Source organism: Dolichospermum sp. UHCC 0315A (assembly GCF_008121535.1).
In the GTDB taxonomy this organism is placed as follows: Bacteria; Cyanobacteriota; Cyanobacteriia; order Cyanobacteriales; family Nostocaceae; genus Dolichospermum; species Dolichospermum lemmermannii.
Map to the genome: position 1 here is coordinate 2,662,189 of NZ_CP043056.1, position 24,621 is coordinate 2,686,809.

Below are 24,621 nucleotides of genomic sequence, written 5' to 3' on the forward strand. Positions count from 1 at the left end.
ACTAAATACCTTGGCAGGACTTGATATTTTTACAAGTTTTGCCAAGGTTTTTTATGATGGTAGGAGTTAGGAGTCACCGAGTCAAATGGGAATTATTTGTAGGTTGATTGATTTGAGTTGGGGATAGTTTCACAGCCACAATTATTACAAGTGGGGTGTTGTAGGTAATTTTTACAAAAGTTTAAGTAATCAAATGTAGGCTTTCGTTGAACCATAGCATATAGTTAGTTCATCTTTGGGAAGAAGTTTAGTAAGAAAATAGCACTTTTCAGCAATATCTACTTCTTCTAACATACCTCTAAGATACAAGGTTGGGTTGAAGTATGAAACCCAACAAAGCAGAAAATGGACAAGGTATTGTCACTAAAAATTAATTTTAACCCCAATTTTTTAATCAAAAAATTGTTAAATCATAGGACTAGCTTAACCTTTACGTGAAAACCTCAAAAATATTAACACTCATACTCAGCAAATTAGATTTACCTAAGTTTGCCAAAACAGGACTTATTAATTCAGTAAGCATCATCAAAGGAATTGAAGAGTTTTATGGCTAAGAATACAATTATCATGATCGGCGACGGTTTAGGCTGGGAAATGGCTCGCGCTGCGGCTATCTACCAACAAATCAGTGAAGGTAAGACTGGTACAACCCTCAATGACTTTTATACATCTGGCAAGGGAACAGGGCTTAATTTCCAAACCTTGACAGGTTATACACAAGCAACTACCTACGGAACTACAATTGCAGGTAGTAACGGTATATATAACGTATCAAACTCAGCCCTCAATGGTAATACCTTCACTAATGTGACAGGTACAGCACCTATCCGTCCTGGGTTTGAATTTAATCCCACATTTAACCCTGGAACTACCCCTAATGGAGGAGCAAACGCTAACAATGGTGTTGTTGGCAACCTTGTGGGTTACGATCCAGTTAGAGGTGGTATAAATCCTTGGACGGCAGGTATTGATGCTGAGTATATTAAGTACAGCTATCCTGACTCTGCTAACACAGCTACCACCCTTTATTCAGGGATTAAGACCTATAACGCCGCTATTGGTGTTGATATTTTTGAAAATCCTGTTGAAAGTGTGCTTTCTAGAGCGGCATCTCTTGGTAAATCAACTGGTATAGTGTCATCTGTTCCTGTTGATCATGCTACTCCTGCTGCTGCTGCTGCAAATGTCAATAATCGCAACAAGTTTGATGGTGAATTTCCTTCACTAGATAACATCTTGCAGCAAGAACTCCGCATTTTCCAACCAACTGTACTCCTTGGTGGTGGTCATCCTCTTTCTACACCAGGAAATCCTTTACCAGTAGGTGTTGAACCAGATTCAATCAGAACCAACACTTACATTACACAATCAACCTATACAGAGTTACGTACCAAGCCTACCAGCAACATTTACGACTACACCTTTTTGGAACGTGGTGCAAATGCGGCTGAGGTATTGGCGAATACTGCGGCTCAACTTGATCCCGAAAAAGGCGATCGCCTCCTTGGTCTCTATGGTGCGCGTGGACAAGATGGTAACTTGCCCGTTAGTTCTGCCGATGGTGACTACAGCACCACTGGCTTGGGAATGTTCACCGTCTACTCAACCAAGGGTCTAAATCCAGATACCCTGAGACCTCTCAATCCTGGTGAAACAGATACACAGTTCATTGCCAGAGAGACTGACGAAAACCCAACTCTTGATGACCTAACTCAAGCAGCTTTATCCTTATTAGGTAAAGATCCTGATGGTTTCTGGTTGATGGTTGAAGCTGGTGATATTGACTGGGCTGCCCACGACAACAACCTTGACAACCTGATTGGCACAATTTTAGACTTTGACAAAGCGATTGGCTCTACCATTGAGTGGATTAACCAAAATGGTGGTTGGGCGGATAACCAACTGATCGTTACTGCTGACCATGACCATTACCTTACCCTTAATGGCGACTACCCTACCTTAGTCAGAAACCTCGGCGCTGAACAATTAACTACCATTGACACAATCTCTGGTTCTGGACAATTCTGGGGAACTAGCGCCACCGATAAATACGAATGGGGAACCCATACCAACCGTCCTGTCCCTGTTTATTATCAAGGTGTTGACTCTGAAATACTAACAAATTCAATCGGCCAAGGTTTTGAATCCTACGGCTTTAAAATTCCTGGTCTTGCTAATGGGGTAGATCAAGTTAACATTGCTCAAACCATGTTTGCCTCAGTAACTGAAGTCAATCAGGAAAACTTCGTTACTGGAACTACTAGCGCAGATACCTTAATTGCACTTCAAAATATAGATGGGGTTCAAGACACTGTATTTAGTGGTGCAGGAAACGATGAAGTTGATTTAGCATTCAATAGCAATGCTCGTAACAACATCATTGACACTGGTAGCGGTAACGATAAAATCTACGTTAGTCGCAACGACGTAGCCTTCGGCAGTGATGGCAATGATGAATTTGATGCTAGAGATGGCAAAGGTGAGAATCGGATATCTGGTGGCGCTGGTGATGATACCTTCTATTTAGGTAGCAATGACCGGGCATTAGGTGGTAGTGGTAACGATAAATTCTTTGCCGGTTTAGGTGGTGGCAACCTTTTATCTGGTGGTGCTGGTGCTGACCAATTCTGGATTGTCAACGCTGAACTACCAAAAGCCGCTAACACAGTTCTAGATTTCCAAGTTGGTACTGATGTGATTGGTATTAAGGGTGCTGCTAGTTTAGGCATCACTACCGCCAATCTAACTTTGACTCAAGTTGGTGCTGATACTGCGGTTATCTTTGGTGGTCAAACTTTAGCCACTTTAACTGGTATTCAAGCCAGTGCTTTGAGTGTGGCTAATCCTAATCAGTTTGTCCTGGTTTAATTAAAGCCAGGATTTAATAGTAATTACTTGTAACTAAATACCTTGGCAGGACTTGATATTTTTCCAAGTTTTGCCAAGGTTTTTTAACTTTTGAATATTGTGCATAAGTTCTAGTATTTGATATTTTTTTACTTAAACCACTAGTTTTGCATATAGATAATGCATTAAATGTTGAATTATGATGATTAGAGCCAGTAAAAGTAAATAAGTATGATAGAAAGTTTTAATATACAACCCAGTTGCCATAACGTAATTATCGTATTAGTAGAACCAGCCGGACCATTGAATATAGGTTCAGTGGCCAGAGTTATGAAAAATTTTGGCTTATCTAAACTAATATTAGTCAATCCTCAATGCGATCGCACATCCTCTGATGCTATAAAAATGGCAGTTCGTGGCAAAGACATTTTAGAATCTGCGATCATAGTAGATACATTATCAGCAGCATTACAGGGCTGTGTCCGTGCCATTGCAACCATGGGACGGGACTACAGTGGAGAAATTCCTCTAGAAACCCCTCGCACCGCTTTACCCTGGTTATTAGCAGCAGCAGAAAAGCCTGTAGCTTTAATTTTTGGCAGGGAAGATAGGGGATTAACTAATGAAGAATTAAATTATGCCCATAAATTAGTTTTTATTCCCACTAATCCAGAATATCCATCTTTGAATTTAGCTACTGCGGTTTCTATTTGTTGTTATGAATTGTCACAATCTACAGAATTATTTATAGATGAGAATATACCTGTTTCAGAAATTGCCCCGTTAGATGCGATAGAAGCATACTATCAACAATTGGAATCTTTATTGCTGTCTATTGGTTATCTTTATCCTCATACCGCAGCTAGTCGCATGGAAAAATTCCGCCACCTGTATAATCGTGCTTATCCACAAACTGCGGAAGTGAGAATGTTAAGGGGGATTTTACGACAGATAGAATGGGCAATTAACAGGCAAAAACCTGAAAAACGTGATTTATTATAGTTAGGATTTTGCAAAGTGCGCCCTGCTGGAATCGAACCAGCCTGAAGACGAATTATGAGTTCGTTGCCTCCCCAATCGGCCAAAGGCGCTTATTTACTTGGATTTTAACCCTGTAGTTTTAGTTTAGTCATTGATTTATGACTTCACTTCAACAACAATACACTATTCTACCATAATTTGGCAACCTGTAAACAATTATCAACAAAACCACTAATTTCACTAAATCTAGTGTTCGGCGAATATTTCTGGTAATTCTGTTTATTGACACCCCCCGGTCTAAAGACACGGGGAGTGTCAAACTAACGCTACTTGAATTCTGGCATAAACTTTTACAGCTTTCCCATTTTTAAACTGTGGATTTTTGACCTTTATGGCATTCAAGGCATTAAATTTTACATTTCTTATTATTTGTTGACACTTGTCGGATGATTTTAATCATTCCATTCACCACGAGGGGGAACGGGTGTGCGTAGGGGTGTACGTGTTAACTCATCATCTCTGGTGAAATCACCGCGTAACCATTGACGGATAGCCACTTCAATCACTTTACTGGGGTCATTAGTGAGATGTTGGATTTGCTCTATTAATTCAGAATCTAGATGCAGAGCGATTTCTGTCTTGTCAGCGCGTTTATTATCTGCACCGTTAGGTTGTTCTTGCATATTCATCGTTTTAAATACTCTGAAATAGTTTAATTGAAAGCGTTGTCAAGCAGTTATGATATTTATAATTTCAGTCTATTTAATTGTAAGCTGCTGAGTCATCAACACTAGGAATTATAAATAGACTTTACACCCTTTCCAGGTAAGCGTAAAGCTCAGTTGCTTAAGTCCTAGTATACAAGCAAAACTTCTACGTAGTTGAGTAACTACTCTGAGACAAGTGGATTGGTGTTAAAATGGATTCAGGATAATTATAAACAACAAGGTATAAAATCTTTGGCAATGTCGGCTTTAGGTTGTGGACTTGGTAATTTACAATGGCAAGATGTTGGACCATTGATGTGCAAGTTTTTAAAAGAGTTAGATATTCAAGTTTGTATATACTTACCCACTGATGGAAAAATCGCTGATGAATTTCTGACAAAAGAATTCTTGCTTTCATTAAAATGAATAAAACATTTAATAATTCATGTGCAATATACATTTTTACTAAATTATGAAAACTTACGACTGGATTATTATTGGTGCGGGAATTACTGGGGCTGCACTTGCTTATGAATTAACAAAAATTGGATTTTCTGTACTTTTGTTGGAACAATACCAAACACCCCAAAATGCTACCCGTTATAGTTATGGTGGCATTAGTTTTTGGTCAGCAACAACAGCAATTACAAAACAATTATCTACAGAAGGGTTAACCCGTCATCGGATATTATCAGAAGAATTAAATGCAGATACTCAATTTCGGGAATTAGATTTATTAATGACTATTCCTGTAGATATTAATCCCGAAACAATGGCTAAATCTTATCAAGACGTTGTTATGCCTCCGCGTTTAATTAGTATTCAAGAAGCTTGTGAATTAGAACCTTTATTAAACCCCGAAGCTATATCTGGTGCATTAACTGTTAAACATGGTCATGTTCACCCAGAAAAAATTACTCAAGCTTACATTCAAGCAATGGTAAATTTAGGAGGAGAAATCCAATTTGGGGAATTTATAGAATTAATCACTACTCCCATAAAAAAATGTACAGGAGTGAAAACAAATACTAATACTTTTCATAGTGATAATGTTGTGATTTGTGCTGGGGGAATTACTCGTAAACTACTAAAATCAATGGGTATTGCTGCGAAAATATATTTTTCTCATGCAGAAATCATTGAAATACCATCTACAGATATTCAATTACATAGCTTAGTATCACCCGCAAATCTGCAAAGATATGAACTAGAAGCAGAATCTACTCAAATTGATGAATTATGGGATAACCCGAATAATGAAATAGTATCACCAATTTTAGATGCTGGTGTGGTGCAATTTCTGGACGGGAGTTTACGCATAGGTCAAATTAGCCGGGTTTTAACAAATCCGCAAGCGGAAATTAACTCAACAGCAAGTGAACAATGGTTACGAGAAAGTATTACGAACATATTACCAAGTTTAGGAAATTTACCAGGAACATGGCATCATTGTTTAGTGGCATTTACTCAGGATAAATTGCCTTTAATTGGTGCTATTTCTGAATTTTCAGGACTACATATATTTTCCGGTTTTAGTAGTCCTTTTCTCTTTGTACCACCTTTAGCTGTCCGGTTTGCTAATTTTGTATCTGGTCAAAAAGATGAGATAATTAAACAGATGTCTCCTGACCGTTAGAATTAGTCATCATATTTTCTGGATCTGATTTCATGAGTTTAGCAGCTTCTTGTAATAGTGCTTTTTGTTCGTTGTGAATAACTTCTAAACGCTGGGAAATTTCAGCTAACCGTTGCTGTTTACTTTGAATTTTACCAATGCCGAAAATTCCCACTTTAGGAAATGTTATCCAAAGAGATTTTAATAATTTTTGTAGTAATATAAAAGGAATTTTAAAAATTGACCAACTGGCAGTTTCTATAATTCTAACAATTGCTTTAATGATACTCCAAATCACTGCAATTGTAAATAATAAAATTATTCCACCCCTGACAGGGTGATTTATTCCCCATGTGAATATTTCTAATACTTGGAAAAACCAGGGATATTGTGATAAAAAATCATGCACAGATGTATTAATAGTTTTTTGAATTACTCCTGATGTATTATTAGTAATTTTCTCGACATTGTGCCAATTATTTTCTAAATAATCTTTAGTATTATCAGTTGTTTTTGTCGCTTGTTGTTGTATAGATTGAGTGAAAGAATCTAAATTTTGATTAATACCATTTTTCAATATTTGCCAACGTTGAGTAACTGTTGCTGATAAGTTTGAATTTAGCTGCATAATCTTCAAATATACTAAATTTCAGATCCCCGACTTCTCAAAGAAGTCGGGGATCTCATATAATTACTAATTAGCAAATAAGTCCAAATCTGTTACTGCACCCACACTACTGGAAGCTACAAGTTTGGCATATTTTGCCAGTACCCCTTTGGTATATCTGGGTGGAAGTGGTTGCCAATTTGCGCGACGAGTAGCTAATTCTGCCTCTGATACATTCAGTTGCAACAACCGGGCATTGGCATCTATGGTAATGCTATCACCTTCTACTACTAAGGCGATGTTACCACCTACAGCCGCTTCTGGGGCAACGTGACCGACTACCATGCCGTAAGTACCACCGGAGAAGCGTCCGTCGGTAATTAAGCCTACAGAGTCACCTAAACCAGCCCCAATAATAGCGGAGGTGGGGGCTAACATTTCTCTCATACCGGGTCCGCCTTTTGGTCCTTCGTAGCGGATAACTATAACATCCCCAGCTTGGATTTTTTTGGCGAGAATTGCCTCTAAACAGGATTCTTCCGATTCAAATACTCTCGCGGGTCCTGTAATTACAGGCTTTTTGACTCCGGTAATTTTGGCTACTGACCCTTCTATGGCCAGGTTGCCTTTGAGAATGGCTAAGTGTCCTTGGGCATACATGGGGTTATGCCAAGGACGAATTACGTCTTGGTCCGTCCGTGGTTCTGCGGGGATATCTGCTAAGACTTCGGCGACTGTTTGCCCGGAAATGGTGATACAATCACCATGCAGCAAGCCATGGGCTAATAGCATTTTCATGACTTGGGGAATACCGCCGGCTTTGTGTAGGTCGGTGGCTACATATCTACCACTGGGTTTTAAATCACAGATGACGGGAACACGACCGCGAATGGTTTCAAAGTCGTCTAAAATTAGTTCAACACCAGCAGCGCGGGCGATCGCTAGAAAATGTAATACTGCATTGGTAGAACCACCCACAGCCATAATCACGGAAATGGCGTTTTCTATGGATTTGCGGGTGATAATTTGCCGAGGTAATATTTGTTTTCGTATAGCTTCAACGAGGACAACGGCTGATTTTTCGGTGCTGTCGGCTTTTTCTGGATCTTCAGCAGCCATGGTGGAGGAGTAGGGTAAACTCATGCCCATTGCTTCAAAAGCTGAAGACATGGTATTGGCTGTAAACATCCCTCCACATGAACCCGCACCGGGGCAAGCACCGCGTTCAACTGCTAACAGTTCATTTTCGTCAATTTTACCAGCACTGTATTGACCAACGGCTTCAAAGGAACTGACAACAGTTAAATCTTTACCCTCATAGTGTCCGGGTTTGATTGTACCACCGTAAACAAAGATAGCAGGGATATTCATCCGCGCCATGGCTAACATTGCCCCTGGCATATTTTTATCACAGCCACCAATTGCTAATACACCGTCCATACTTTGCCCAGTACAGACTGTTTCTATGGAATCAGCGATAACTTCCCGTGAAACGAGGGAGTATTTCATCCCTTCTGTTCCCATGGAAATGCCGTCACTAATGGTAATTGTCCCGAAAACTTGGGGCATTGCACCAGCGGTTTTAATCGCGGTTTGCGCCCTTTGTGCCAGTTCGTTTATCCCCATGTTACAAGGGGTAATGGTGCTATAGGCATTGGCTACACCGACAATGGCTTTGTTAAAATCTGCATCTTCAAAACCTACAGCCCTAAGCATGGCGCGATTAGGCGATCTTTGTACCCCTTGTGTGATAGCTTTACTTCTAAGATTTTCTGACATTTATCTTTTTCCCTTCTGTGCCATTATTGCTTGTTAGTTAGTATCCTAAGTTAAGACGAAGCTGCATAGAACAAGATTTTCATAATCATTAACCGCAGATAATGATAGATTAATGAACTGGGTATTAGAAGGGCAAAAATTGTAATAAGACTGAACCTAGACTACCCGCAAAATCCATAAAGCTAGGTTTACCTGTATTCACTGTTTCTGTGTAAGGGGTTTTTAATTCTAAAATAAATGCTTTGGCTGTTTGTGTTCCTTCACTATTCTTTTCTTTTTCAAATAGTTCTATTGCTTTTTGGGCATCTTCTAAAGCGTTTTTTCTATCTAAACTTTGGTAACTAGCGACACCACGGGCTAAATATGCCCCAGCATAGTCTGGTTTAAGTGCGATCGCTTGGCTAAAATAATCAATAGCTGGTTTAAGATTCCCCTTTTCTGCTGCTGCTACACCCCAAGCATAAAAATCTTCTGATTTAGCAATTTGCGAAGGTATTCCTACCGCACCTTGAAAATTTGTACCTGTAATATTCGCACCTTTCAATTCAGCATTCATTAAATAAGTATCTCTTAAATCAGCACCGCTTAAATTTGCACCACTAAGTTTAGCCTCACTTAAATTCACGCCAAATAAACTCGCACCGCTTAAATTTGCACCCCGCAAATCCGCACCAGCCAAATTTGCCCGACTTAAATTCGCACCCGCAAGATTTGCACCGTTTAAATTTGCCCCAGCTAAATCAGCCATTACTAACCCAGCATTACCAAGAAGACATTTTGGACATTGTTTATTTGCTAATAACTGTCTAATATCTTCATAATTTGCAGCTTGAACTGCACCTGATAAGCTCATACTAAGTAAAAATACAGATGTTAGCAAAATTTTACTGTTCATAATTTATTTTTGTATTAATCTAAGTTTCTGGTTTAGTGTGGTCAGTTGTCAGTTGTCAGTAGGGGCGAAGCATTTGGAAGATAAATTATCAGTCATTGCCAAAAATAGTTCTCCAAATGCTTCGCCCGTACAGTTGTTAGTAGGGGCGAAGCATTTGCAAGATAAATTATCGGTCATTGCCAAAAATAGTTCTCCAAATGCTTCGCCCGTACAGTTGTCAGTAGGGGCGAAGCATTTGCAAGATAAATTATCGGTCATTGCCAAAAATAGTTCTCCAAATGCTTCGCCCGTACAGTTGTCAGTAGGGGCGAAGCATTTGCAAGATAAATTATCGGTCATTGCCAAAAATAGTTCTCCAAATGCTTCGCCCGTACAGTTGTCAGTAGGGGCGAAGCATTTGCAAGATAAATTATCGGTCATTGCCAAAAATAGTTCTCCAAATGCTTCGCCCGTACAGTTGTCAGTGGTTGTTAGTAATTATTTCCCTCTGCCTCTGCCCTTTACTCAGCCAAATTTAAACCAATAATACCGATAATTATAAAAGACATAGAGATAATTTTTACCAGCGTAAAAGACTCATGAAACCAAATCACGCTAATCGTAGCAATTATCAGAGTACCAAAACCTGCCCAAATAGAATAAACTATACTCACCGGAATTGTCCTGAGAGAAAGAGTTAAAAACGTTAAGCAAAGTCCATAAAATACAAAAATAAAAATTGAGGGGATAATTTTGGTAAATTCTTCTGACAGTTTCATACAAGTTGTACCAGAAACTTCAAAAATAATTGCTGCTATCAGATAAAGCCAACTGATTAACATAACTGTTATAGCACTCCTATTCGATTGGGATATTTACTGATAAATTTTGTCCAGAATTAAATTCTATGTAAACTTTAATTTAAAAAATGTATATTAACTAAAGGCATTATTTCAGAAACTTGAAATAATTGCTGTTTTATCCGCTACTTGATAAAATCACATTGCTAGTGCTATACCTTGAAAAAAAATGTTCAAAATTTTGACTCATTTCCGAAATTTAGCAATTGTTAGCTTGATCGGCTTGATATTAACCTGGTCACTTCCTGTCCAAGCTGATACCAAAATCAACCCCCAACTAGAACAACAAGTTTTAGAAATTATCCGCAAAAATCCCGAAATCATTATTAAATCTGTAGAAATATACCAGCAGCAACAGCAAGAGAAACTACAACAATCACGACAAAAATTTATCAATGATTTTCAAACAAATCCTCAATCTGTAATTGGTGATTCTCCCACAATTGGTGCAACCAAATCAAAAACCTTATTGATAGAATTTTCAGATTTTGAATGTCCTTATTGTGCCGAAGCCCATCAAACACTCAAAGATTTATTGGCAAAATATCCAAATAAATTCACCTTAGTTTATAAGCATTTTCCCCTTTATCAAATTCATGATCAAGCATTACCCGCAGCTACAGTAGCTTGGGCAGCATATCAACAAGGTAAGTTTTGGGAATATCATGATGCCTTGTTTACCAACCAAAAACAATTGGGTGAGACTTTATATTTAGACACTGCTAAAAAGCTCAATTTAAACCTCACAAAATTTGGCAATGATCGCAAATTAGCTAATAAATCCATCCAAAAAGACCTATTATTAGCCCAACAATTAGGATTGGGTGGCACACCATCTTTTATTATGACCAGTCCAAATTTTGCTGGACCGGTAAAACTCACAGAAGTGGAAGAAATATTGCAAGGTAAACAATAAAATCTGATGGTTAAGCAATAATTTATACCAGTTTTATGGTTGTTGCCAATAAATCTGCACCTTTAGCTAGAGGTGGCACGTATTGGTTAACTGTTCTAATTGCAATAAGTGTAAGGAGTAGTCTTATGAGAAGTGATGAGGATAACTTTTCGCTTCTCAATTCCTATTTTGACAAATCATCAGTTTATTTACAAATAACCCTTTACATTTAATAACCAAAAATATTACAACAGGTAATAGGTAGTTATCCAAAAAGATTACTACTACAGTAAACAAGAAAACGGGGTCATGAATGCGTTACCTGGGATTTTTGATATTATTACCTATTACGCTGGCAACTACTTTTTCTGATCAATTACTAAAACCTCCAGAATCTACCATTCAACTGCTTGCTAATAAAAATAATCAAACTTCATTAGCACAAACAAGTTATCTGTCCACCTTGGAAAAACAAGTAATTGCGGAAACTAACAAAGTCAGAACAAATCCTCAATCATATTTGCCCATTTTAGAAAATTATAAACAGCGGTTCCAGGGAAATCGCGTCAAAATTTCCTATAATACCTATTTAATCACCCAAGAAGGCGTAAAACCTGTTGATGAGGCGATAACTTTTTTAAAATCCGTTCGTCCCGTCAGTGCATTACGTAGCTCCAAAGGAATGTCTTTAGGTGCGCGAGATCATGCTAAAGACCAAGGACCAAAGGGAGCAACAGGTCATAATGGTAGTGATGGTAGCAGACCTGACACTCGCATCAATCGTTATGGGAAATGGCAAACTACCGCTGGTGAAAATATCAGTTATGGACCAAATACAGCCCAAGACATTGTCATGCAACTAATAATTGATGATGGTGTACCTTCCCGTGGACATCGGACAAATATTTTTAACCCATCTTTTCGGGTAACTGGTGTAGCTTACGGTTCTCACAAACAATACAGAACTATCTGCGTCATTACCTATGCCGGTGGTTATATCGAAAAATAGAACTTACAATCAGGATTTATGGCTGTACCACTTAACTTCTACATCCAAGGTCAAGGATTTCCCATCCTTGGTTTACATGGTCATCCTGGTTCGGGACGTAGCCTCTCTATCTTTACCAATCATCTATCAAAACGCTACCAAACCATTGCCCCAGATTTGCGTGGATATGGCAAAAGTCGGTTTCAGAGCAAATTTGAGATGCAAGACCATTTAGACGACCTAGAAGCCCTATTAGACCAATTGAAAATAGAAAAATGTTTATTATTGGGATGGTCGCTAGGAGGCATTTTAGCCATGGAACTGGCCATGCGCCTACCGCAACGGGTGACAGGCTTGATTTTAGTAGCCACAGCCGCTAGACCTTGGGGCAATCATCCCCGAATTTCTTGGCAAGACAATATTTATACAGGCATTGCTGGTATATTGAACTATATAAAACCCAGTTGGCAATGGAATATTGATACTTTCGGCAAGCGATCGCTCTTTCGCTACTTAATTCAACAACACACATCCACAGCATACAATTACATAGCTAGGGATGCCCTACCAGCCTACTTACAAACCTCATCAGCAGCTACAAACGCCCTCTACAGTGCCATGAGAGCAGGTTATAATCGCACCCCCGACCTTTGGCAAATCCAATGTCCTAGCCTAGTGCTTGCTGGTGAACAAGACCGCCACATTACCGCTGATGCCAGTTTAGAAACAGCCCGACACATCAAAAACTCTCAATGGCAATGTTACCCCAACACAGCCCACCTCTTTCCTTGGGAAATACCCCAACAGTTATTAGGAGACATTGATAGTTGGTTAGCCACCAATCCCCAAATAATCAAAGTTTAAATCAACCATAATTCGTTCCCAGGATTAGCCCAGGAACGATAACAGCCTCTGGAATTGTTGATTAGACTAAATTTGACCGCTAAAGACAGGCTTTACTTTACGGTCAATCCATTCCCCCAAATCTTCAGCAATTGTTAAAACAGTAGGTTTACAGCGTTTGATATTCACTATAATTCCCTGCGCTCCTTCAATTTCCAAATCTTCTATATAGCCATTGCTGGCTTTAGTAGCTTCCACAGAACTGAAAAATGGACCAAAGTAGTATGTACAACTGGGATTTTGTGTGACAATTTCTACCCACCAAGCAAGGCCGAGTCCATTGAATGTATTAATCAACCCCTCTTGGAAGTTATGCCAAATCGTTTTCATGGTTTTCGCCGATTTATAAACGTGTGACTGGATGTGTGAAAATAGGTTGGATTTATTGTCTTTTACATTGTTTATATTCACTGATTTCGTGGATATTTGTCTACGAAATCAGTAACTGTACTATTGTTTTTTCAAAGCAATTGTCTGTAGTTTATCAAGATACAGTGTATTTTGAGATTTTTGGCGATAAATTTCGTAAAGTGCCATACCAGTTGCCACCGAAGCATTGAGGCTAGGAGTCTTGCCCTGTAAGGGAATGGACACCAAAACATCACAAGAACGTTGTGTCAACATCCCCAGACCTTCGCCTTCACCACCCACGACTAAAACCACAGGTCCGCTAAACTTAACACTTTGTAATGGTTCGCTACCTGTAACCGCAGTTCCATAAATCCAAAAGCCTTCTTCTTTTAACTGTTCTAAAGCGCGACCAAGGTTGACAACTCTAGATACAGGAAAGGTTTCTAATGCCCCTGCTGCGACTTTCATCACCGTAGAAGTAATTCCCGCTGCCCTTCTTTGAGGAATCACCAAACCGTGAGCGCCAATCGCTTCTGCTGTGCGAATAATTGCCCCTAAATTGTGGGGATCAGTAATACCATCAGCAACTACAATTACAGGATCAGTCACAGCTTTAGCGTTGCTAATCAGATCCTCTAGTTCAATATAAGAATAAGGAGCAATTTGAGCCGCTATTCCTTGGTGATTTGCCCGACCAGTAATTTGGTCTAACCGCATTGGTTCAACTTCATCAATAACTGCGCCATTATCTTTGGCTTGCAAAATCAAATGATGAAATCTGGGATCATAACGGAGACGAGTAGTAATCCAAAGACGGTTGATACTGTGTTCATTTTCCAAGGCAGTCAAAACTGGATGACGACCATAGATTAGATCAGTTTCTTCTGTGGGTGTGATTTCTGAGGATTGCTCGGAAAATTGGGAAGAGGGACGATATCTAGCAGTGAAGGATTTACCGCCCGTTGGTAATGCGATTTCTGAAGATTGTTCAGAACCGTAGCGAGATGTGCGGGGTTTCACGGAAAATGACTTACTTTCTCTGTCTACTCTCACTTCTGAAGATTGTTCAGAACCGTAGCGAGATGTGCGGGGTTTCACGGAAAATGACTTACTTTCTCTGTCTACTCTCACTTCTGAAGATTGTTCAGAACCGTAGCGAGATGTGCGGGGTTTCACGGAAAATGACTTACTTTCTCTGTCTACTCTCACTTCTGAAGATTGTTCAGAACCGTAGCGAGATGTGCGGGGTTTCACGGAAAATGACTTACTTTCTCTGTCTACTCTCACTTCTGGGGATTGTTCAGAGCCGTAGCGAGAGCGAGGTTTAGCAGAATAGGATTTACCTTCTCTATCTACTTTCACTTCTGGGGATTGTTCAGAACCGTAGCGAGAGCGAGGTTTAGCAGAATAAGATTTACCTTCTCTATCTACTTTCACTTCTGGGGATTGTTCAGAACCGTAGCGAGAGCGAGGTTTAGCAGAAATGGGTTTACCATCACTTTTGCCTTGATTACGGCTAGGTTGAGGGACAACGCGTTTGCCCTTGATTTTCACTGGCTGACCACGTTTTGGTTGTCCGCCAGAATTACTTTTCTTTGGTTGACTTGTCATAACAGTATTGAGGTTTGATTTAAATGAGGGAACAGCCCGATGACATCAATTTAATGAACAATTACAAATCAGTAACAATCGCCAGATGTAGCTTCTCACTATTTCTCTAGGGGAAGTTTTTGTAATAGCTCGGTTAAACGGGGGTAATCAGTAAGATATAAGTAGCCAACTAGGGTTTCTAAACTAGTTGCCTGTTGATAAATTTCGGGATTCAGTCGTTTATGACGACTCGTAGCAGAGTTACGACCTCTGCGAACAATTTCTAATTCGTTACTCCTCAAGTAAGGAGTTAACATTCGCAAATGTAGCGCTTGTGTTTCTGCTCTTACCTGATCCACGACGGAACGATGGTAGTTGTCTAGTCGTTGTTGTGGCCACAGATAAAACATTCTAACATATAATTCATAAATTGCATCCCCCAAGTAGGCCAAAGCTGAAGGAGATATCTGTTTTATTTGGGCTGCGGATATTTGCTGGGGCAGTTGCGTCGCATTTACCAACCACGGGGAAATATCTGATGAATGCTGTGTAGCGGTTTCATCTTCTTCGTGTTCGCCTGTTTCCTCCTTGGACTTCACAGATTAATCATTCCTTAAAAAAGCACTACATCGGGAGACAATTTTTGCCGGCATTATCTAAAACAACTTAAATTATATTTAACTCTCAACATAATACATTAAATAAGGGTTATTCCCTGATATAACAGTATGCACTTAAAAGACTTTCAACTCCATTCCCTACTATATCCAAAAATTAGGCTATCCAGATTTGACATCGGACAGCCTAATTTAGATTTTCCATTTAAGCAATCAAGCCGCAGAGGGGATGTTTTCTAGGGCTGCTTCAACTGTAAGTTGTAAGGAGAGAAATTTTTCTAAACGAACAAGCTTAACCGTTTGGGTTACACGGGCATTACTGACAATTTGGAAACTGCCTTCACCATCTGGTTCAGGTTTAGCCAGTTTGGCTAGTCTTACGAGCGCACCTAAGCCAGAACTGTCCACAAAGTCGATCTGTGAAAGATCCAAAATGATGTTTTTTGGACCGTCCTCAATTTTACTGCCGATTACTTTAATGAATGTTGGCTCAGAGAAAGCGTCTAATAAACCTGTGAGGCGGAATAGCTGACAGCTATCGCGGACTTCGCGTGTACCTCTCAGGCTCACGGTTAGATTCAGTGGTTCAGCTATGATTTTCTCCTCGTTCTTTTTACTAAAAGTAAACGTTCTAGTGTAGATGGTTTTTGAGCAATTTGTCTATGTTGGGGACTGGCAAAAATTTTTACTAATTACCAATATCCATCATGACGTTTTTATCCTCAAGTTAGGCGATTGCGCCTTGACGTGCTGCTTGCATTTTTAGTACAAACTGCTCAAACAAGTAATCAGCATCATGGGGTCCAGGACTGGCTTCTGGGTGATACTGAACAGAAAACACAGGTAGGGTCTTGTGACGGACTCCAGCTACTGTCAGATCATTGAGGTTCAAGTGGCTGACCTCGACTGTAGCAGTTGGTAAGGAGTCTGGATCAAGAGCAAAACTGTGATTTTGGCTGGTAATTTCCACTCTTGTTTGTAAACCAGCAGGTTGATTTAAACCCCGATGTCCAAATTTTAGTTTAAATGTTTCTGCACCGAGAGCATGACCTAAAATTTGGTGTCCCATACAAATGCCAAATATGGGTTTTTGGCTGTCTAGTAAGGCTCTTGTGGTGTTGATACCTTCTGTGACGGCGGCGGGGTCTCCTGGTCCGTTGGAGAGGAAAATACCATCTGGATTGTATTTGAGAATTTCTTCTGGTTGTGTATCGGCAGGAACAACTATGACGCGACATCCATAACTGGCTAGACGACGCAAGATATTCCGCTTGACACCAAAGTCTAGGGCGACGACGGTGAAGGTTTCGCCAATTTTAGCCACTGCTGCGGAATTGAATTCCCAAGGGGCTGTTGTGGCTTCCAGCCATTCGTAAACGGTTGGTGTGGTGACATCTTTGACTAGGTTTAAGCCTGTCATGTTGGGAGCAGCTTGTACCATTTCTAACAATTCTGCTTCGTCGAGAATTGCTGTGGAAATGCCGCCATTCATCGCCCCAAAGGTGCGAATTTTCCGGGTGAGGGCGCGGGTATCTATGCCGTAAATAGCTGGAATTTGGTGCTGTTGGAGGTAGTTGGGGAGGGATTGGGTGGAACGCCAATTGCTGGGTTTATGACAAATATTCCGAGCGATCGCTCCCTTAACATGAGGTTGATTTGATTCTTCGTCTTCGGGATTAATGCCAGTGTTACCTAATTCGGGATAGGTAAAAATGACAATTTGACCACAGTAACTAGGATCGGTTAATACTTCTTGATATCCGGTCATACCAGTGTTGAACACGATTTCGCCAATGGCAGTTCCTGTCGCTCCGAAAGACCAACCGCGATAAATAGAGCCATCTGCTAGGACAAGTAGAGCAGGTATTGCGTCAGATAGGGGCATAGATTATTTGTAATTAGTAATTGGAGAGAAGAAAGGGTTTTATATCTTCTATAAATTATTTTTTTAGAAGACAGCAAAGGTATATCTTCTCATGGTTTATGAAGGTGGAGAATCTACATCTACAATATTCATTTCTTCTATAATTGCAAATTGCTCTTTCAATTCCTGGTCGCTAGGTCTTTTCGGATATTCTTCATGGGTATAAACCCATATAGGATAGACAGAACAAGAAGCTTGATGAACAACATACATAAATCTGCCTTGACGAGAAGCACCTTGAAGTTCCGGCATTAAAAACCGAATTTTTCTAAATTCAAAATCTGGTTTGTAAGCACCCTTAGGAAAATTCTCGCTATCTGATTCATCAAAAAGCGGATCTTTTGCAAGAGTCTCTATATACTTTTGTATCAAAGTCTCAAATGAATCTCTAGCTCTTTTATTTTTTTTGTAGTGAGTTTTAACAAGTTTAACAAGACTAATCTCAAACTTCGGCAATGGCCTTATCGAATATATTTCGCAACCAGGCACTACTATCCTCCGGCTTTACTTCTGGAATCCGTTCGTAATTTAAACGCAATTCCTCTAAAGTATCAGATAAAACAGCCTGATAGCCGGGATCATCTTGCTCAATACAATCAAGAATTGTATCAACCAAGAAATCAATAGCATCAACACAAGCATCAAAAGATTCTCTTTGGGAGGTAAGATTCAAAAAAAGCAAATAAATTTTTGATTTGAGGATATCCAAAAACCCTGTAGCTTCCTGCGTTGGTTCAATGAAAGAGTAGGCAAAATCTGTTAAGTAATCACGTTGTTCAGAAGAAAAATTGTTCCATTCAGTCTTGATCTCTCTTGATGCTTTTTTTAAACGTGAAGTAATTTCATCAAATTTTGCAGCAGAAGCAACCTTGTTGCCTCGAACTTGATAAATTTGACCAAAATCAATTAAAACTGCGCTAGACATGGTTAATACCTCTACTTGTATATAAAGGAAAGCCTCTAGCCTTCATCCCTTGTCTAAAGCACAGATGTAGCTTCCTAAGTCAGTTACATCTTCAAGGGTTTTCGGCATTTCCCTTATAATATCTGGTAATGCCAGACAGACAATATATTCATATTGTTGATCGAAAACTCAGAACCTTCCCGTAGTTACTATACAATTTTTCACAAAAAAAATCATATAAATCATATATATGTATATAAAATCACCAAAAATTCTTCATCAAAACTTTAATTTTAAAATGATTCAATAGTCACGCATCTTTAATTGGGTGGGAGGAGTACACTTGGGAAGAGCAGCCAGGGCGGTTAAAACATTCACTATGCTTCAGTCTTTTTTGTCCCGGACAGCCCTCATTTTTTGTTCCGTTAGTTTAGCGGTTTTGACTGTTGCCTGTGATCAAGATCAGCAGACAACGACAACTGATGAATCTAAGCAATCTTTGTCAACTGGGAGTTTGGCAGCCATCCATTCTCCCCGTCAACGTCAACAATTGTTAGCTAGTCCGAAATCAACGCCACGAGAATCTTCTCTCACCCAATTAAGTCCTTTGGCAATGGCACTAGATAAAGCTGCTGGTGCTAAAAGTATCAGCCAATCTGCTGTGTCTGTGGATGATTGGAATTTGGTAGTGAGTCAGTTGCAAGATGCGATCGCTCTCATGAAGCAAGTCCGCCGTGATAGTGGCAATTTTGCCTTTGCTCAACGCCAAATCGGTGAATATCGCCGTCAAATTGCCTTTGCTCGTCGCAAAGCCTACCCCAAAAATTTAGCATCTTCTTTAACTCAACCGCAATCGGTTGTCATTGATGTTCCTCAGCCACAGAGTCATGGCATAGTTCCCCCCCGTTCCTCTGTCAAAACCCTAAAACCATCCTTATCTAAGCCTAGTTTCCCGTCATCAACTATCCTCCCCCGCAATAATGAGGTATTTATTGCCCCAATTAAGCGGCGAATTGGTGGTACACCAATTATTGAAGTTACCTTCAACGGTACACAGCGATTTGAGATGATTGTGGATACGGGAGCTAGTGGGACTGTAATCACCCAAAAGATAGCAGCGGCTTTAGGAGTGGTAACGGTAGGAAAAGCTAAAGCGAATACGGCCAGCGCTAAGGCTGTGGAATTCCCCATTGGCTATCTTGATTCTATGGAAGTTGGGGGGATGACGGTAAATAAAGTCCCAGTAGCGATCGCTGGGACAGAATTAGACACAGGACTTTTAGGACATGACTTTTTCGGTAATTACGATGTAACTATCAAACGTAACGTTGTGGAATTTCGTCCCCAAGCCCACTCAGAAGCTAATCCCCCAGGAATTCCACTAAATGTGCCAACTTTGTCCAAGGGCTACCGCTTTGTAAAATTTCTTTAGCTAAAGTCACTCCTTGAGCATGATTTAGCCAGGGAACTGCACCTGCTACTTGCAATGCCAGGGAAGCATTTAACGCCACTATATCCTGTTGCGCTTGTGTTCCTTTCCCTTGCAAAACTTCTTTCAGAATCACCGCATTTTCTTGAACGTTACCACCTTTGACGGCGGTAATGGGGGCAGGTGTGACACCGACTTCTTGGGGATCAACAGTAGTTAACAATACTTTACCATCTTTTAAGATCGCCAAATCGGTAATATCGCCTAAACCAGCTTCATCTAATTTTTCTCTCCCATGGAGAACCATTGCTGTTTGCGTCCCCAAGAGATTTAAGGCTTCGGCAACGGTTTCTATCAGTTGGGGATCAAAAACACCAATTACCTGACCGGTGGGATTCAGGGGATTTACCAAAGGTCCAAGTAAATTAAACACTGTCCGCACTTTGAGATTTCGCCGTAATGGGGCAACTGCTTTCAGGGCTGGATGCCAACCAGGGGCAAATAAAAATGTAATTCCTACCTCTTGCACTGCTGCTTGGACTTTTTCACTCGCAGCAGTCAAGTTTACTCCCAGTGCTTCTAAAACATCGGCGCTGCCTGTAAGACTGGAGGCTGAACGACTACCATGTTTAGCGACAGGTACACCAGCAGCAGCCACTACAAAGGCGACAGCGGTGGAAATATTAAAGGTTGATGCTCCATCACCACCTGTACCACAAGTATCAATTAACGGGACAAATGGGGTATGCTCACGTTTGTTTATGGGTACGGAAGACAGGGATTTTAAGACTTCGGCCATTCCTGTTAATTCTTCTGCACAAACGCCTTTGAAGTTTAAGGCCATTAAAATCGCCCCTGATAGTTCTGGGGGAATTGTTTCATTTATCCATCCTTGCATCAATTCTGCGGCTTGAGTGCGGGATAATGATTGACGTTCTAATAATTGTTTGAGTAAGTTAGACCAAATAGTAAAATCCATTGTTCGGGCTTTTTATGATGTTCCATGTGATTTTACCGAAAAATGGCTTTTTATTTCGCGCTATCGCTGTTAGTGGATATTTTATGGAATGAGAACGAACCGCAGAGGCACAGAGGTCACAGAGGTAGAGAAGGAAGAGATTTTTCGGGTTTTGGTTTTATTTCATAATTACTAATGAATAGTTCTTTACCTTTTTCGGCTTTTTTTTGTTTATAGTTATTCATGCCATATTGTAATTCCCATTCAATGATATTTGCCCATTGAAAATTTTCTCTAATTTCTGGGCAATCATCATAGGTTATTAACCAGTTATGGGGACATTGCTTTAATATTTGTGCAAGTCTTTGATGATCAAATCCTATATGTAAATCTCCTTTTTTACCATACAATTTAGATTTTTCGGCTTTAACATAAGGAGGATCTAAAAATATAAATACGTCTTTTCCTGGTTCATTAATTAGATGACTATAATCTAAGTTGGTGATTTTCACATCTTGTGTTAGTATATGTTCTAATTTTTCCAGTCTATCTATTGATGAGTTAGTAAATCTTTTATGAAAAGATTCTAGGGAGAAACCTCCTGATTCTATAGTTCCCGAAAATGTAATTCTGTTAAGAACAAAAAAGCGCACTGCTCTTTCTAAATCAGATAAGGTGTTAACATCTACATGAGCTAATTTGGCAAAGAGTAATTTTCCATCTTGGGAGGTTTTTTTAATTTGCCAAACTCCGGAAACTAATTTTGATAAATCAGATTTTACAAAATGCCAAAATAGATATAATTCTGGGTTTAAATCGTTAATAGCAATCTGGAGATGAGGAAATTTTTGTTTAAGATAGATGAAAACTGAACCACCACCAACAAAGGGTTCTCTAAATTCAGAAAACTTTTTTGGGAGACATTCAGCGATGCTTTTAATTGCTCTTGATTTTCCACCAGGATAACGGAGAGGACTTTTGATATTCATTTTGTTCAATGTTCAAGAAGTGATAATATATATTTTACATTTTAATATTCACAACAAAATTACCCTTCTTCAAACTTACTACATCAATCTATGAACCGTTCAGCCCCCTATCAACCCTTGATTCTACGAATTCTGCATGGTATAAGCGGGATTTTAGTCATTGGCGCAATTATTAGTGGATTCTTAGTGTACAACACTTTTGATAAAAGATTTGGATATATCCCAATTCCTAAAATCAATCCTATACAGGATATTCATGGGACATTGGCAGTATTTTTCTTGATTTTACTGCCATTTTTTGCTGTTTATAGTTTCCATGCTGGGAAAAGACGACTATTACAACCAGACTCTATCCAAAATTTAACTCAATTTGGTAGACCAATTTGGTGGGTAAGTCTACAACGTTTAGCAAATACTAAAATGTTACTCGCTGGTGTTTTGGCGGTAGTTTCTGGCAGAATGATGAAGGAAGAATGGCTACCTATAGGAGAACTTGATCATGTTTGGTATTATGCTCATTTAATAGCCTGGTTAATCATGATTTGTTGTTTAGCAATTCATGTTTTGATGTCTGCTAAAGTTGGTGGTGTGCCATTATTACTGTCAATATTATCATGGAAATTCCGTCCAGAAGATAGCCCTGCTAACTGGTATGATCGTTTACTTGCTTGGTTCAATGATTTTTCTAATAATCTTAGAGAAGAAATTAATCAATTTATGGCAGTTGGTTTATTAATGAAAATAATCGAGGTGATTGTATTGGCGGGAATTATCACAGCATTTGTTTTACCTTTATTTTTTTCTAGTGGTGAATCATAAAAGGAGTTATTATTCCAGGTTTTAGTAATTTCTTAAGAAGATGATTTATTAATAAAAAATTCTGATAATCAATTCTCAAGTGAAGAATCTGAAACTTTGGACAAATTACTAGCACAGATTGATAAATTGAATATTCTCAAATTGAAAACGTTATTTTGTAACCTATTACTTAAATAATAATTTATTATTTAAGTAATAGCAGCTTCTCTATTATCCGAAAACCCCACTTTAAATAAAAAATCACATCCTGTTAATCCTTAAATCCTGGTTATCCTGATTCAGACAGTCTAAGCAAACGCTACTCAAATCCCCGACTTCTTGAAGAAGTCGGGAATCTTAATTTCACGATAACGGAAATTAACCGAAATGTTTGATGATTGCGTCAGCAAATTCAGAACATTTTAATGGTTGTACAGGTGGTTCCATTAACCGCGCTAAGTCATAAGTGACTTGACCATTGGCTATGGCATCACCTAATCCTTTTTTAATTAAATCTGCGGCTTCTTGCCAACCCATATATTCCAGCATCATCACACCGGAAAGAATTACAGAACCGGGGTTAATTCTGTCTAAACCAGCGTGTTTGGGTGCTGTCCCATGGGTAGCTTCAAAAATCGCGCAGGAGTCGCCGATATTTGCCCCTGGACCCATGCCTAAACCGCCAACGATAGCAGCAGCAGCATCAGATAAATAATCACCGTTCAGGTTCATTGTCGCCAGAATAGAATACTCATCTGGTCGAGTTTGAATTTGTTGAAAGATACTATCAGCAATGCGATCATTGACCATGATTTTCTCTTTCCATTTGCCATTGCCGTGGCTTTCCCAAATTGTATTCAGAACTGTTTCTACTTCTTTGACAATTTGCGCTTTTTTCTCTGGTGTCAAGGAATCAAAACCAGGATCAATTTCATGGGCGTTTTGTTCTGCGGAAATATTGGGATTTTTCTCTTTATTTCCTAATATCCAAGATTCCCGTTCGGTCACAGTTTCTTGACGGAATTCCGTAGTGGCTAATTCATAACCCCAATCGCGGAAAGCACCTTCTGTGTACTTCATGATATTGCCTTTATGCACCAAGGTGACTTGTTGCTTATTTTTGGGCAATAATAAGGCGTGTTTAATAGCACGTCTAACTAAACGCTGAGAACCAGTTTTGCTGATGGGTTTGATACCGATACCAGCGTCGAGGGGAATTTGCTTTTTACCGTGTTCTGGGGTAGCGGGTATCAATTCTTCATTTAAGAATTTTATCAGGCGATCGCCGATTTCACTACCTTGCTTCCACTCAATCCCCAAATAAATATCTTCCGTATTTTCCCGATAAACAATCACATCCAGTTTTTCAGGAGTTTTGTGGGGAGAAGGTGTCCCAGCGTAATAACGACAAGGACGCACGCAAGTATAAAGGTCAAAGATTTGGCGTAATGCCACATTTAAAGACCGAATTCCACCACCAACGGGAGTAGTTAGAGGTCCTTTAATTGCTATGCCATATTCTTTAATAGCCGTCAATGTATCCTGGGGCAAATACTGATATGTGCCGTACAAATCACAGGCTTCATCACCAGCATAAACCCTAAACCAGCTAATTTTTCTTTGACCATTGTATGCTTTAGCGATCGCAGCATCAAGCACTTTTTCCGTCGCCGGCCAAATATCTATACCCGTACCGTCACCGCGAATAAAGGGAATAATGGGATTTTCAGGAACAACCGGTTCACCATTTTTGAAGGTAATTTTTGCGCCGGTGGTGGGAGGAGTAATCTTTTCGTACATAATTCACAAATTCCAAATAGAAGAAATTCACCGGGTATGGAGTCAGGAGTCATAATTTCTGTAACTCCTGGATTCTGTAACTCCTTACCTGATAAAGTATTGTGGGCTAGGATTTCGCTAAAGCCACCGTGAGTGATTTTTTCAAATATATACTCAAGGGCTTGCCAACTTTACCCAAGATTCGGAGTAAACTACTTTTCGCTAT

General features: G+C 39.6%; 25 protein-coding genes and 1 tRNA gene. 10 read left to right on the plus strand and 16 right to left on the minus strand.

Features of this window, described 5'->3' with window-relative positions:
- Window positions 1–546 precede the first annotated feature (546 nt).
- Window positions 547–2,868 carry an alkaline phosphatase gene (locus BMF77_RS12900; RefSeq protein WP_148763296.1) on the plus strand — a complete coding sequence of 774 codons (2,322 nt, stop codon included), beginning with the start codon at window positions 547–549 and terminating at the stop codon, window positions 2,866–2,868.
- A 210-nt stretch (window positions 2,869–3,078) separates the two neighbouring features.
- Window positions 3,079–3,849: an RNA methyltransferase gene (locus BMF77_RS12905; RefSeq protein ID WP_148763298.1), complete on the plus strand. Its 771-nt coding sequence runs from the start codon at window positions 3,079–3,081 to the stop codon at window positions 3,847–3,849.
- Window positions 3,850–3,865: 16 nt separating this feature from the next.
- Here the strand turns inward: BMF77_RS12905 and BMF77_RS12910 are convergent.
- Together BMF77_RS12910 and BMF77_RS12915 are read right to left on the minus strand one after the other, a co-directional pair.
- Window positions 3,866–3,938, minus strand: a tRNA-Ile gene (locus tag BMF77_RS12910).
- Between the two features lie 342 nt (window positions 3,939–4,280).
- Window positions 4,281–4,517 carry a hypothetical protein gene (locus BMF77_RS12915; RefSeq protein ID WP_015078732.1) on the minus strand — a complete coding sequence of 79 codons (237 nt, stop codon included), beginning with the start codon at window positions 4,515–4,517 and terminating at the stop codon, window positions 4,281–4,283.
- Between the two features lie 192 nt (window positions 4,518–4,709).
- On the opposite strand from BMF77_RS12915, the gene BMF77_RS12920 reads away from it, so the two are divergent.
- Both BMF77_RS12920 and BMF77_RS12925 read left to right on the plus strand, forming a co-directional pair.
- Window positions 4,710–4,961, plus strand: coding sequence for a hypothetical protein (locus tag BMF77_RS12920; RefSeq protein WP_148763300.1), 252 nt, complete (start codon window positions 4,710–4,712; stop codon window positions 4,959–4,961).
- A 46-nt stretch (window positions 4,962–5,007) separates the two neighbouring features.
- Window positions 5,008–6,171: an FAD-binding oxidoreductase gene (locus tag BMF77_RS12925; RefSeq protein ID WP_148763302.1), complete on the plus strand. Its 1,164-nt coding sequence runs from the start codon at window positions 5,008–5,010 to the stop codon at window positions 6,169–6,171.
- Here BMF77_RS12925 and BMF77_RS12930 read toward each other — a convergent pair.
- The 3 genes from BMF77_RS12930 to BMF77_RS12940 form a co-directional block, all read right to left on the minus strand.
- Window positions 6,146–6,778, minus strand: a complete 633-nt coding sequence (locus tag BMF77_RS12930; protein WP_148763304.1) for a hypothetical protein — start codon at window positions 6,776–6,778, stop codon at window positions 6,146–6,148. The genes BMF77_RS12925 and BMF77_RS12930 overlap by 26 nt on opposite strands.
- A 66-nt stretch (window positions 6,779–6,844) precedes the next feature.
- Complete coding sequence (gene ilvD, locus BMF77_RS12935; protein WP_148763306.1) at window positions 6,845–8,536, minus strand: dihydroxy-acid dehydratase; 1,692 nt, start codon at window positions 8,534–8,536, stop codon at window positions 6,845–6,847.
- Window positions 8,537–8,660: 124 nt separating this feature from the next.
- A complete protein-coding gene (locus BMF77_RS12940; protein WP_148763308.1) occupies window positions 8,661–9,431 on the minus strand; it encodes a pentapeptide repeat-containing protein in 771 nt (256 codons plus the stop codon).
- A 52-nt stretch (window positions 9,432–9,483) separates the two neighbouring features.
- On the opposite strand from BMF77_RS12940, the gene BMF77_RS27915 reads away from it, so the two are divergent.
- Window positions 9,484–9,957, plus strand: coding sequence for a hypothetical protein (locus BMF77_RS27915; protein ID WP_246863145.1), 474 nt, complete (start codon window positions 9,484–9,486; stop codon window positions 9,955–9,957).
- Here the strand turns inward: BMF77_RS27915 and BMF77_RS12950 are convergent.
- Window positions 9,932–10,252 carry a multidrug efflux SMR transporter gene (locus tag BMF77_RS12950; protein WP_015078726.1) on the minus strand — a complete coding sequence of 107 codons (321 nt, stop codon included), beginning with the start codon at window positions 10,250–10,252 and terminating at the stop codon, window positions 9,932–9,934. The two genes, BMF77_RS27915 and BMF77_RS12950, sit on opposite strands and share 26 nt — an antisense overlap.
- Before the next feature lie 187 nt (window positions 10,253–10,439).
- Between BMF77_RS12950 and BMF77_RS12955 the strand changes: the two genes are divergently transcribed.
- From BMF77_RS12955 to BMF77_RS12965, 3 genes are all read left to right on the plus strand, one after another.
- Window positions 10,440–11,186: a DsbA family protein gene (locus BMF77_RS12955; protein ID WP_148763312.1), complete on the plus strand. Its 747-nt coding sequence runs from the start codon at window positions 10,440–10,442 to the stop codon at window positions 11,184–11,186.
- A gap of 292 nt (window positions 11,187–11,478) precedes the next feature.
- Complete coding sequence (locus BMF77_RS12960) at window positions 11,479–12,174, plus strand: CAP domain-containing protein (RefSeq protein ID WP_148763314.1); 696 nt, start codon at window positions 11,479–11,481, stop codon at window positions 12,172–12,174.
- Between the two features lie 18 nt (window positions 12,175–12,192).
- The gene (locus BMF77_RS12965; protein WP_148763316.1) at window positions 12,193–13,017 is read left to right on the plus strand and encodes an alpha/beta fold hydrolase; all 825 of its coding nucleotides are present in this window, start codon (window positions 12,193–12,195) and stop codon (window positions 13,015–13,017) included.
- Window positions 13,018–13,083: 66 nt separating this feature from the next.
- On the opposite strand, the gene BMF77_RS12970 is transcribed toward BMF77_RS12965, so the two are convergent.
- The 7 genes from BMF77_RS12970 to BMF77_RS13000 all read right to left on the minus strand — a co-directional run bounded on the left by BMF77_RS12970 (window position 13,084) and on the right by BMF77_RS13000 (window position 18,463).
- Window positions 13,084–13,386: a DUF1816 domain-containing protein gene (locus BMF77_RS12970; RefSeq protein WP_015078722.1), complete on the minus strand. Its 303-nt coding sequence runs from the start codon at window positions 13,384–13,386 to the stop codon at window positions 13,084–13,086.
- Between the two features lie 120 nt (window positions 13,387–13,506).
- Entirely contained in the window at window positions 13,507–14,427 is a 921-nt protein-coding gene (rlmB, locus tag BMF77_RS12975; RefSeq protein ID WP_051155230.1) for a 23S rRNA (guanosine(2251)-2'-O)-methyltransferase RlmB, read from the minus strand.
- Window positions 14,428–15,116: 689 nt separating this feature from the next.
- Window positions 15,117–15,596, minus strand: a complete 480-nt coding sequence (locus BMF77_RS12980) for a Mini-ribonuclease 3 (RefSeq protein ID WP_148763318.1) — start codon at window positions 15,594–15,596, stop codon at window positions 15,117–15,119.
- Window positions 15,597–15,827: 231 nt separating this feature from the next.
- Entirely contained in the window at window positions 15,828–16,184 is a 357-nt protein-coding gene (locus tag BMF77_RS12985) for an STAS domain-containing protein (protein WP_041457647.1), read from the minus strand.
- A gap of 157 nt (window positions 16,185–16,341) precedes the next feature.
- The gene (gene carA / locus BMF77_RS12990) at window positions 16,342–17,499 is read right to left on the minus strand and encodes a glutamine-hydrolyzing carbamoyl-phosphate synthase small subunit (protein ID WP_148763321.1); all 1,158 of its coding nucleotides are present in this window, start codon (window positions 17,497–17,499) and stop codon (window positions 16,342–16,344) included.
- A 96-nt stretch (window positions 17,500–17,595) separates the two neighbouring features.
- The gene (locus BMF77_RS12995; RefSeq protein ID WP_246863146.1) at window positions 17,596–17,994 is read right to left on the minus strand and encodes a hypothetical protein; all 399 of its coding nucleotides are present in this window, start codon (window positions 17,992–17,994) and stop codon (window positions 17,596–17,598) included.
- Complete coding sequence (locus BMF77_RS13000; protein ID WP_015078716.1) at window positions 17,981–18,463, minus strand: hypothetical protein; 483 nt, start codon at window positions 18,461–18,463, stop codon at window positions 17,981–17,983. Before BMF77_RS13000 ends, BMF77_RS12995 begins: the two co-directional genes overlap by 14 nt.
- Window positions 18,464–18,821: 358 nt before the next feature.
- On the opposite strand from BMF77_RS13000, the gene BMF77_RS13005 reads away from it, so the two are divergent.
- A complete protein-coding gene (locus BMF77_RS13005) occupies window positions 18,822–19,874 on the plus strand; it encodes a TIGR02281 family clan AA aspartic protease (protein ID WP_041457644.1) in 1,053 nt (350 codons plus the stop codon).
- Here the strand turns inward: BMF77_RS13005 and trpD are convergent.
- Together trpD and BMF77_RS13015 are read right to left on the minus strand one after the other, a co-directional pair.
- Window positions 19,804–20,850, minus strand: coding sequence for an anthranilate phosphoribosyltransferase (gene trpD / locus BMF77_RS13010; RefSeq protein ID WP_148763322.1), 1,047 nt, complete (start codon window positions 20,848–20,850; stop codon window positions 19,804–19,806). The genes BMF77_RS13005 and trpD overlap by 71 nt on opposite strands.
- A 116-nt stretch (window positions 20,851–20,966) precedes the next feature.
- Window positions 20,967–21,818: a DNA adenine methylase gene (locus BMF77_RS13015; protein ID WP_148763323.1), complete on the minus strand. Its 852-nt coding sequence runs from the start codon at window positions 21,816–21,818 to the stop codon at window positions 20,967–20,969.
- Window positions 21,819–21,908: 90 nt separating this feature from the next.
- On the opposite strand from BMF77_RS13015, the gene BMF77_RS13020 reads away from it, so the two are divergent.
- Window positions 21,909–22,637: a cytochrome b/b6 domain-containing protein gene (locus BMF77_RS13020; RefSeq protein ID WP_148763324.1), complete on the plus strand. Its 729-nt coding sequence runs from the start codon at window positions 21,909–21,911 to the stop codon at window positions 22,635–22,637.
- 357 nt (window positions 22,638–22,994) lie between these two features.
- Here BMF77_RS13020 and BMF77_RS13025 read toward each other — a convergent pair whose 3' ends face one another.
- Window positions 22,995–24,416 (minus strand): NADP-dependent isocitrate dehydrogenase, encoded by a 1,422-nt coding sequence (locus BMF77_RS13025; protein WP_148763325.1) that lies wholly within the window; start codon window positions 24,414–24,416, stop codon window positions 22,995–22,997.
- Between the last annotated feature and the right edge of the window lie 205 nt (window positions 24,417–24,621).

Coding starts and splice junctions, on each gene's coding strand:
- BMF77_RS12900 (WP_148763296.1), top strand. CDS start 547: ATGGCTAAGAATACAATTATCATGATCGGCGACGGTTTAGGCTGGGAA.
- BMF77_RS12905 (WP_148763298.1), top strand. CDS start 3,079: ATGATAGAAAGTTTTAATATACAACCCAGTTGCCATAACGTAATTATC.
- BMF77_RS12915 (WP_015078732.1), bottom strand. CDS start 4,517: ATGAATATGCAAGAACAACCTAACGGTGCAGATAATAAACGCGCTGAC.
- BMF77_RS12925 (WP_148763302.1), top strand. CDS start 5,008: ATGAAAACTTACGACTGGATTATTATTGGTGCGGGAATTACTGGGGCT.
- BMF77_RS12930 (WP_148763304.1), bottom strand. CDS start 6,778: ATGCAGCTAAATTCAAACTTATCAGCAACAGTTACTCAACGTTGGCAA.
- ilvD (WP_148763306.1), bottom strand. CDS start 8,536: ATGTCAGAAAATCTTAGAAGTAAAGCTATCACACAAGGGGTACAAAGA.
- BMF77_RS12940 (WP_148763308.1), bottom strand. CDS start 9,431: ATGAACAGTAAAATTTTGCTAACATCTGTATTTTTACTTAGTATGAGC.
- BMF77_RS12950 (WP_015078726.1), bottom strand. CDS start 10,252: ATGTTAATCAGTTGGCTTTATCTGATAGCAGCAATTATTTTTGAAGTT.
- BMF77_RS12955 (WP_148763312.1), top strand. CDS start 10,440: ATGTTCAAAATTTTGACTCATTTCCGAAATTTAGCAATTGTTAGCTTG.
- BMF77_RS12960 (WP_148763314.1), top strand. CDS start 11,479: ATGCGTTACCTGGGATTTTTGATATTATTACCTATTACGCTGGCAACT.
- BMF77_RS12965 (WP_148763316.1), top strand. CDS start 12,193: ATGGCTGTACCACTTAACTTCTACATCCAAGGTCAAGGATTTCCCATC.
- BMF77_RS12970 (WP_015078722.1), bottom strand. CDS start 13,386: ATGAAAACGATTTGGCATAACTTCCAAGAGGGGTTGATTAATACATTC.
- carA (WP_148763321.1), bottom strand. CDS start 17,499: ATGCCCCTATCTGACGCAATACCTGCTCTACTTGTCCTAGCAGATGGC.
- BMF77_RS13000 (WP_015078716.1), bottom strand. CDS start 18,463: ATGTCTAGCGCAGTTTTAATTGATTTTGGTCAAATTTATCAAGTTCGA.
- BMF77_RS13005 (WP_041457644.1), top strand. CDS start 18,822: ATGCTTCAGTCTTTTTTGTCCCGGACAGCCCTCATTTTTTGTTCCGTT.
- trpD (WP_148763322.1), bottom strand. CDS start 20,850: ATGGATTTTACTATTTGGTCTAACTTACTCAAACAATTATTAGAACGT.
- BMF77_RS13015 (WP_148763323.1), bottom strand. CDS start 21,818: ATGAATATCAAAAGTCCTCTCCGTTATCCTGGTGGAAAATCAAGAGCA.
- BMF77_RS13020 (WP_148763324.1), top strand. CDS start 21,909: ATGAACCGTTCAGCCCCCTATCAACCCTTGATTCTACGAATTCTGCAT.
- BMF77_RS13025 (WP_148763325.1), bottom strand. CDS start 24,416: ATGTACGAAAAGATTACTCCTCCCACCACCGGCGCAAAAATTACCTTC.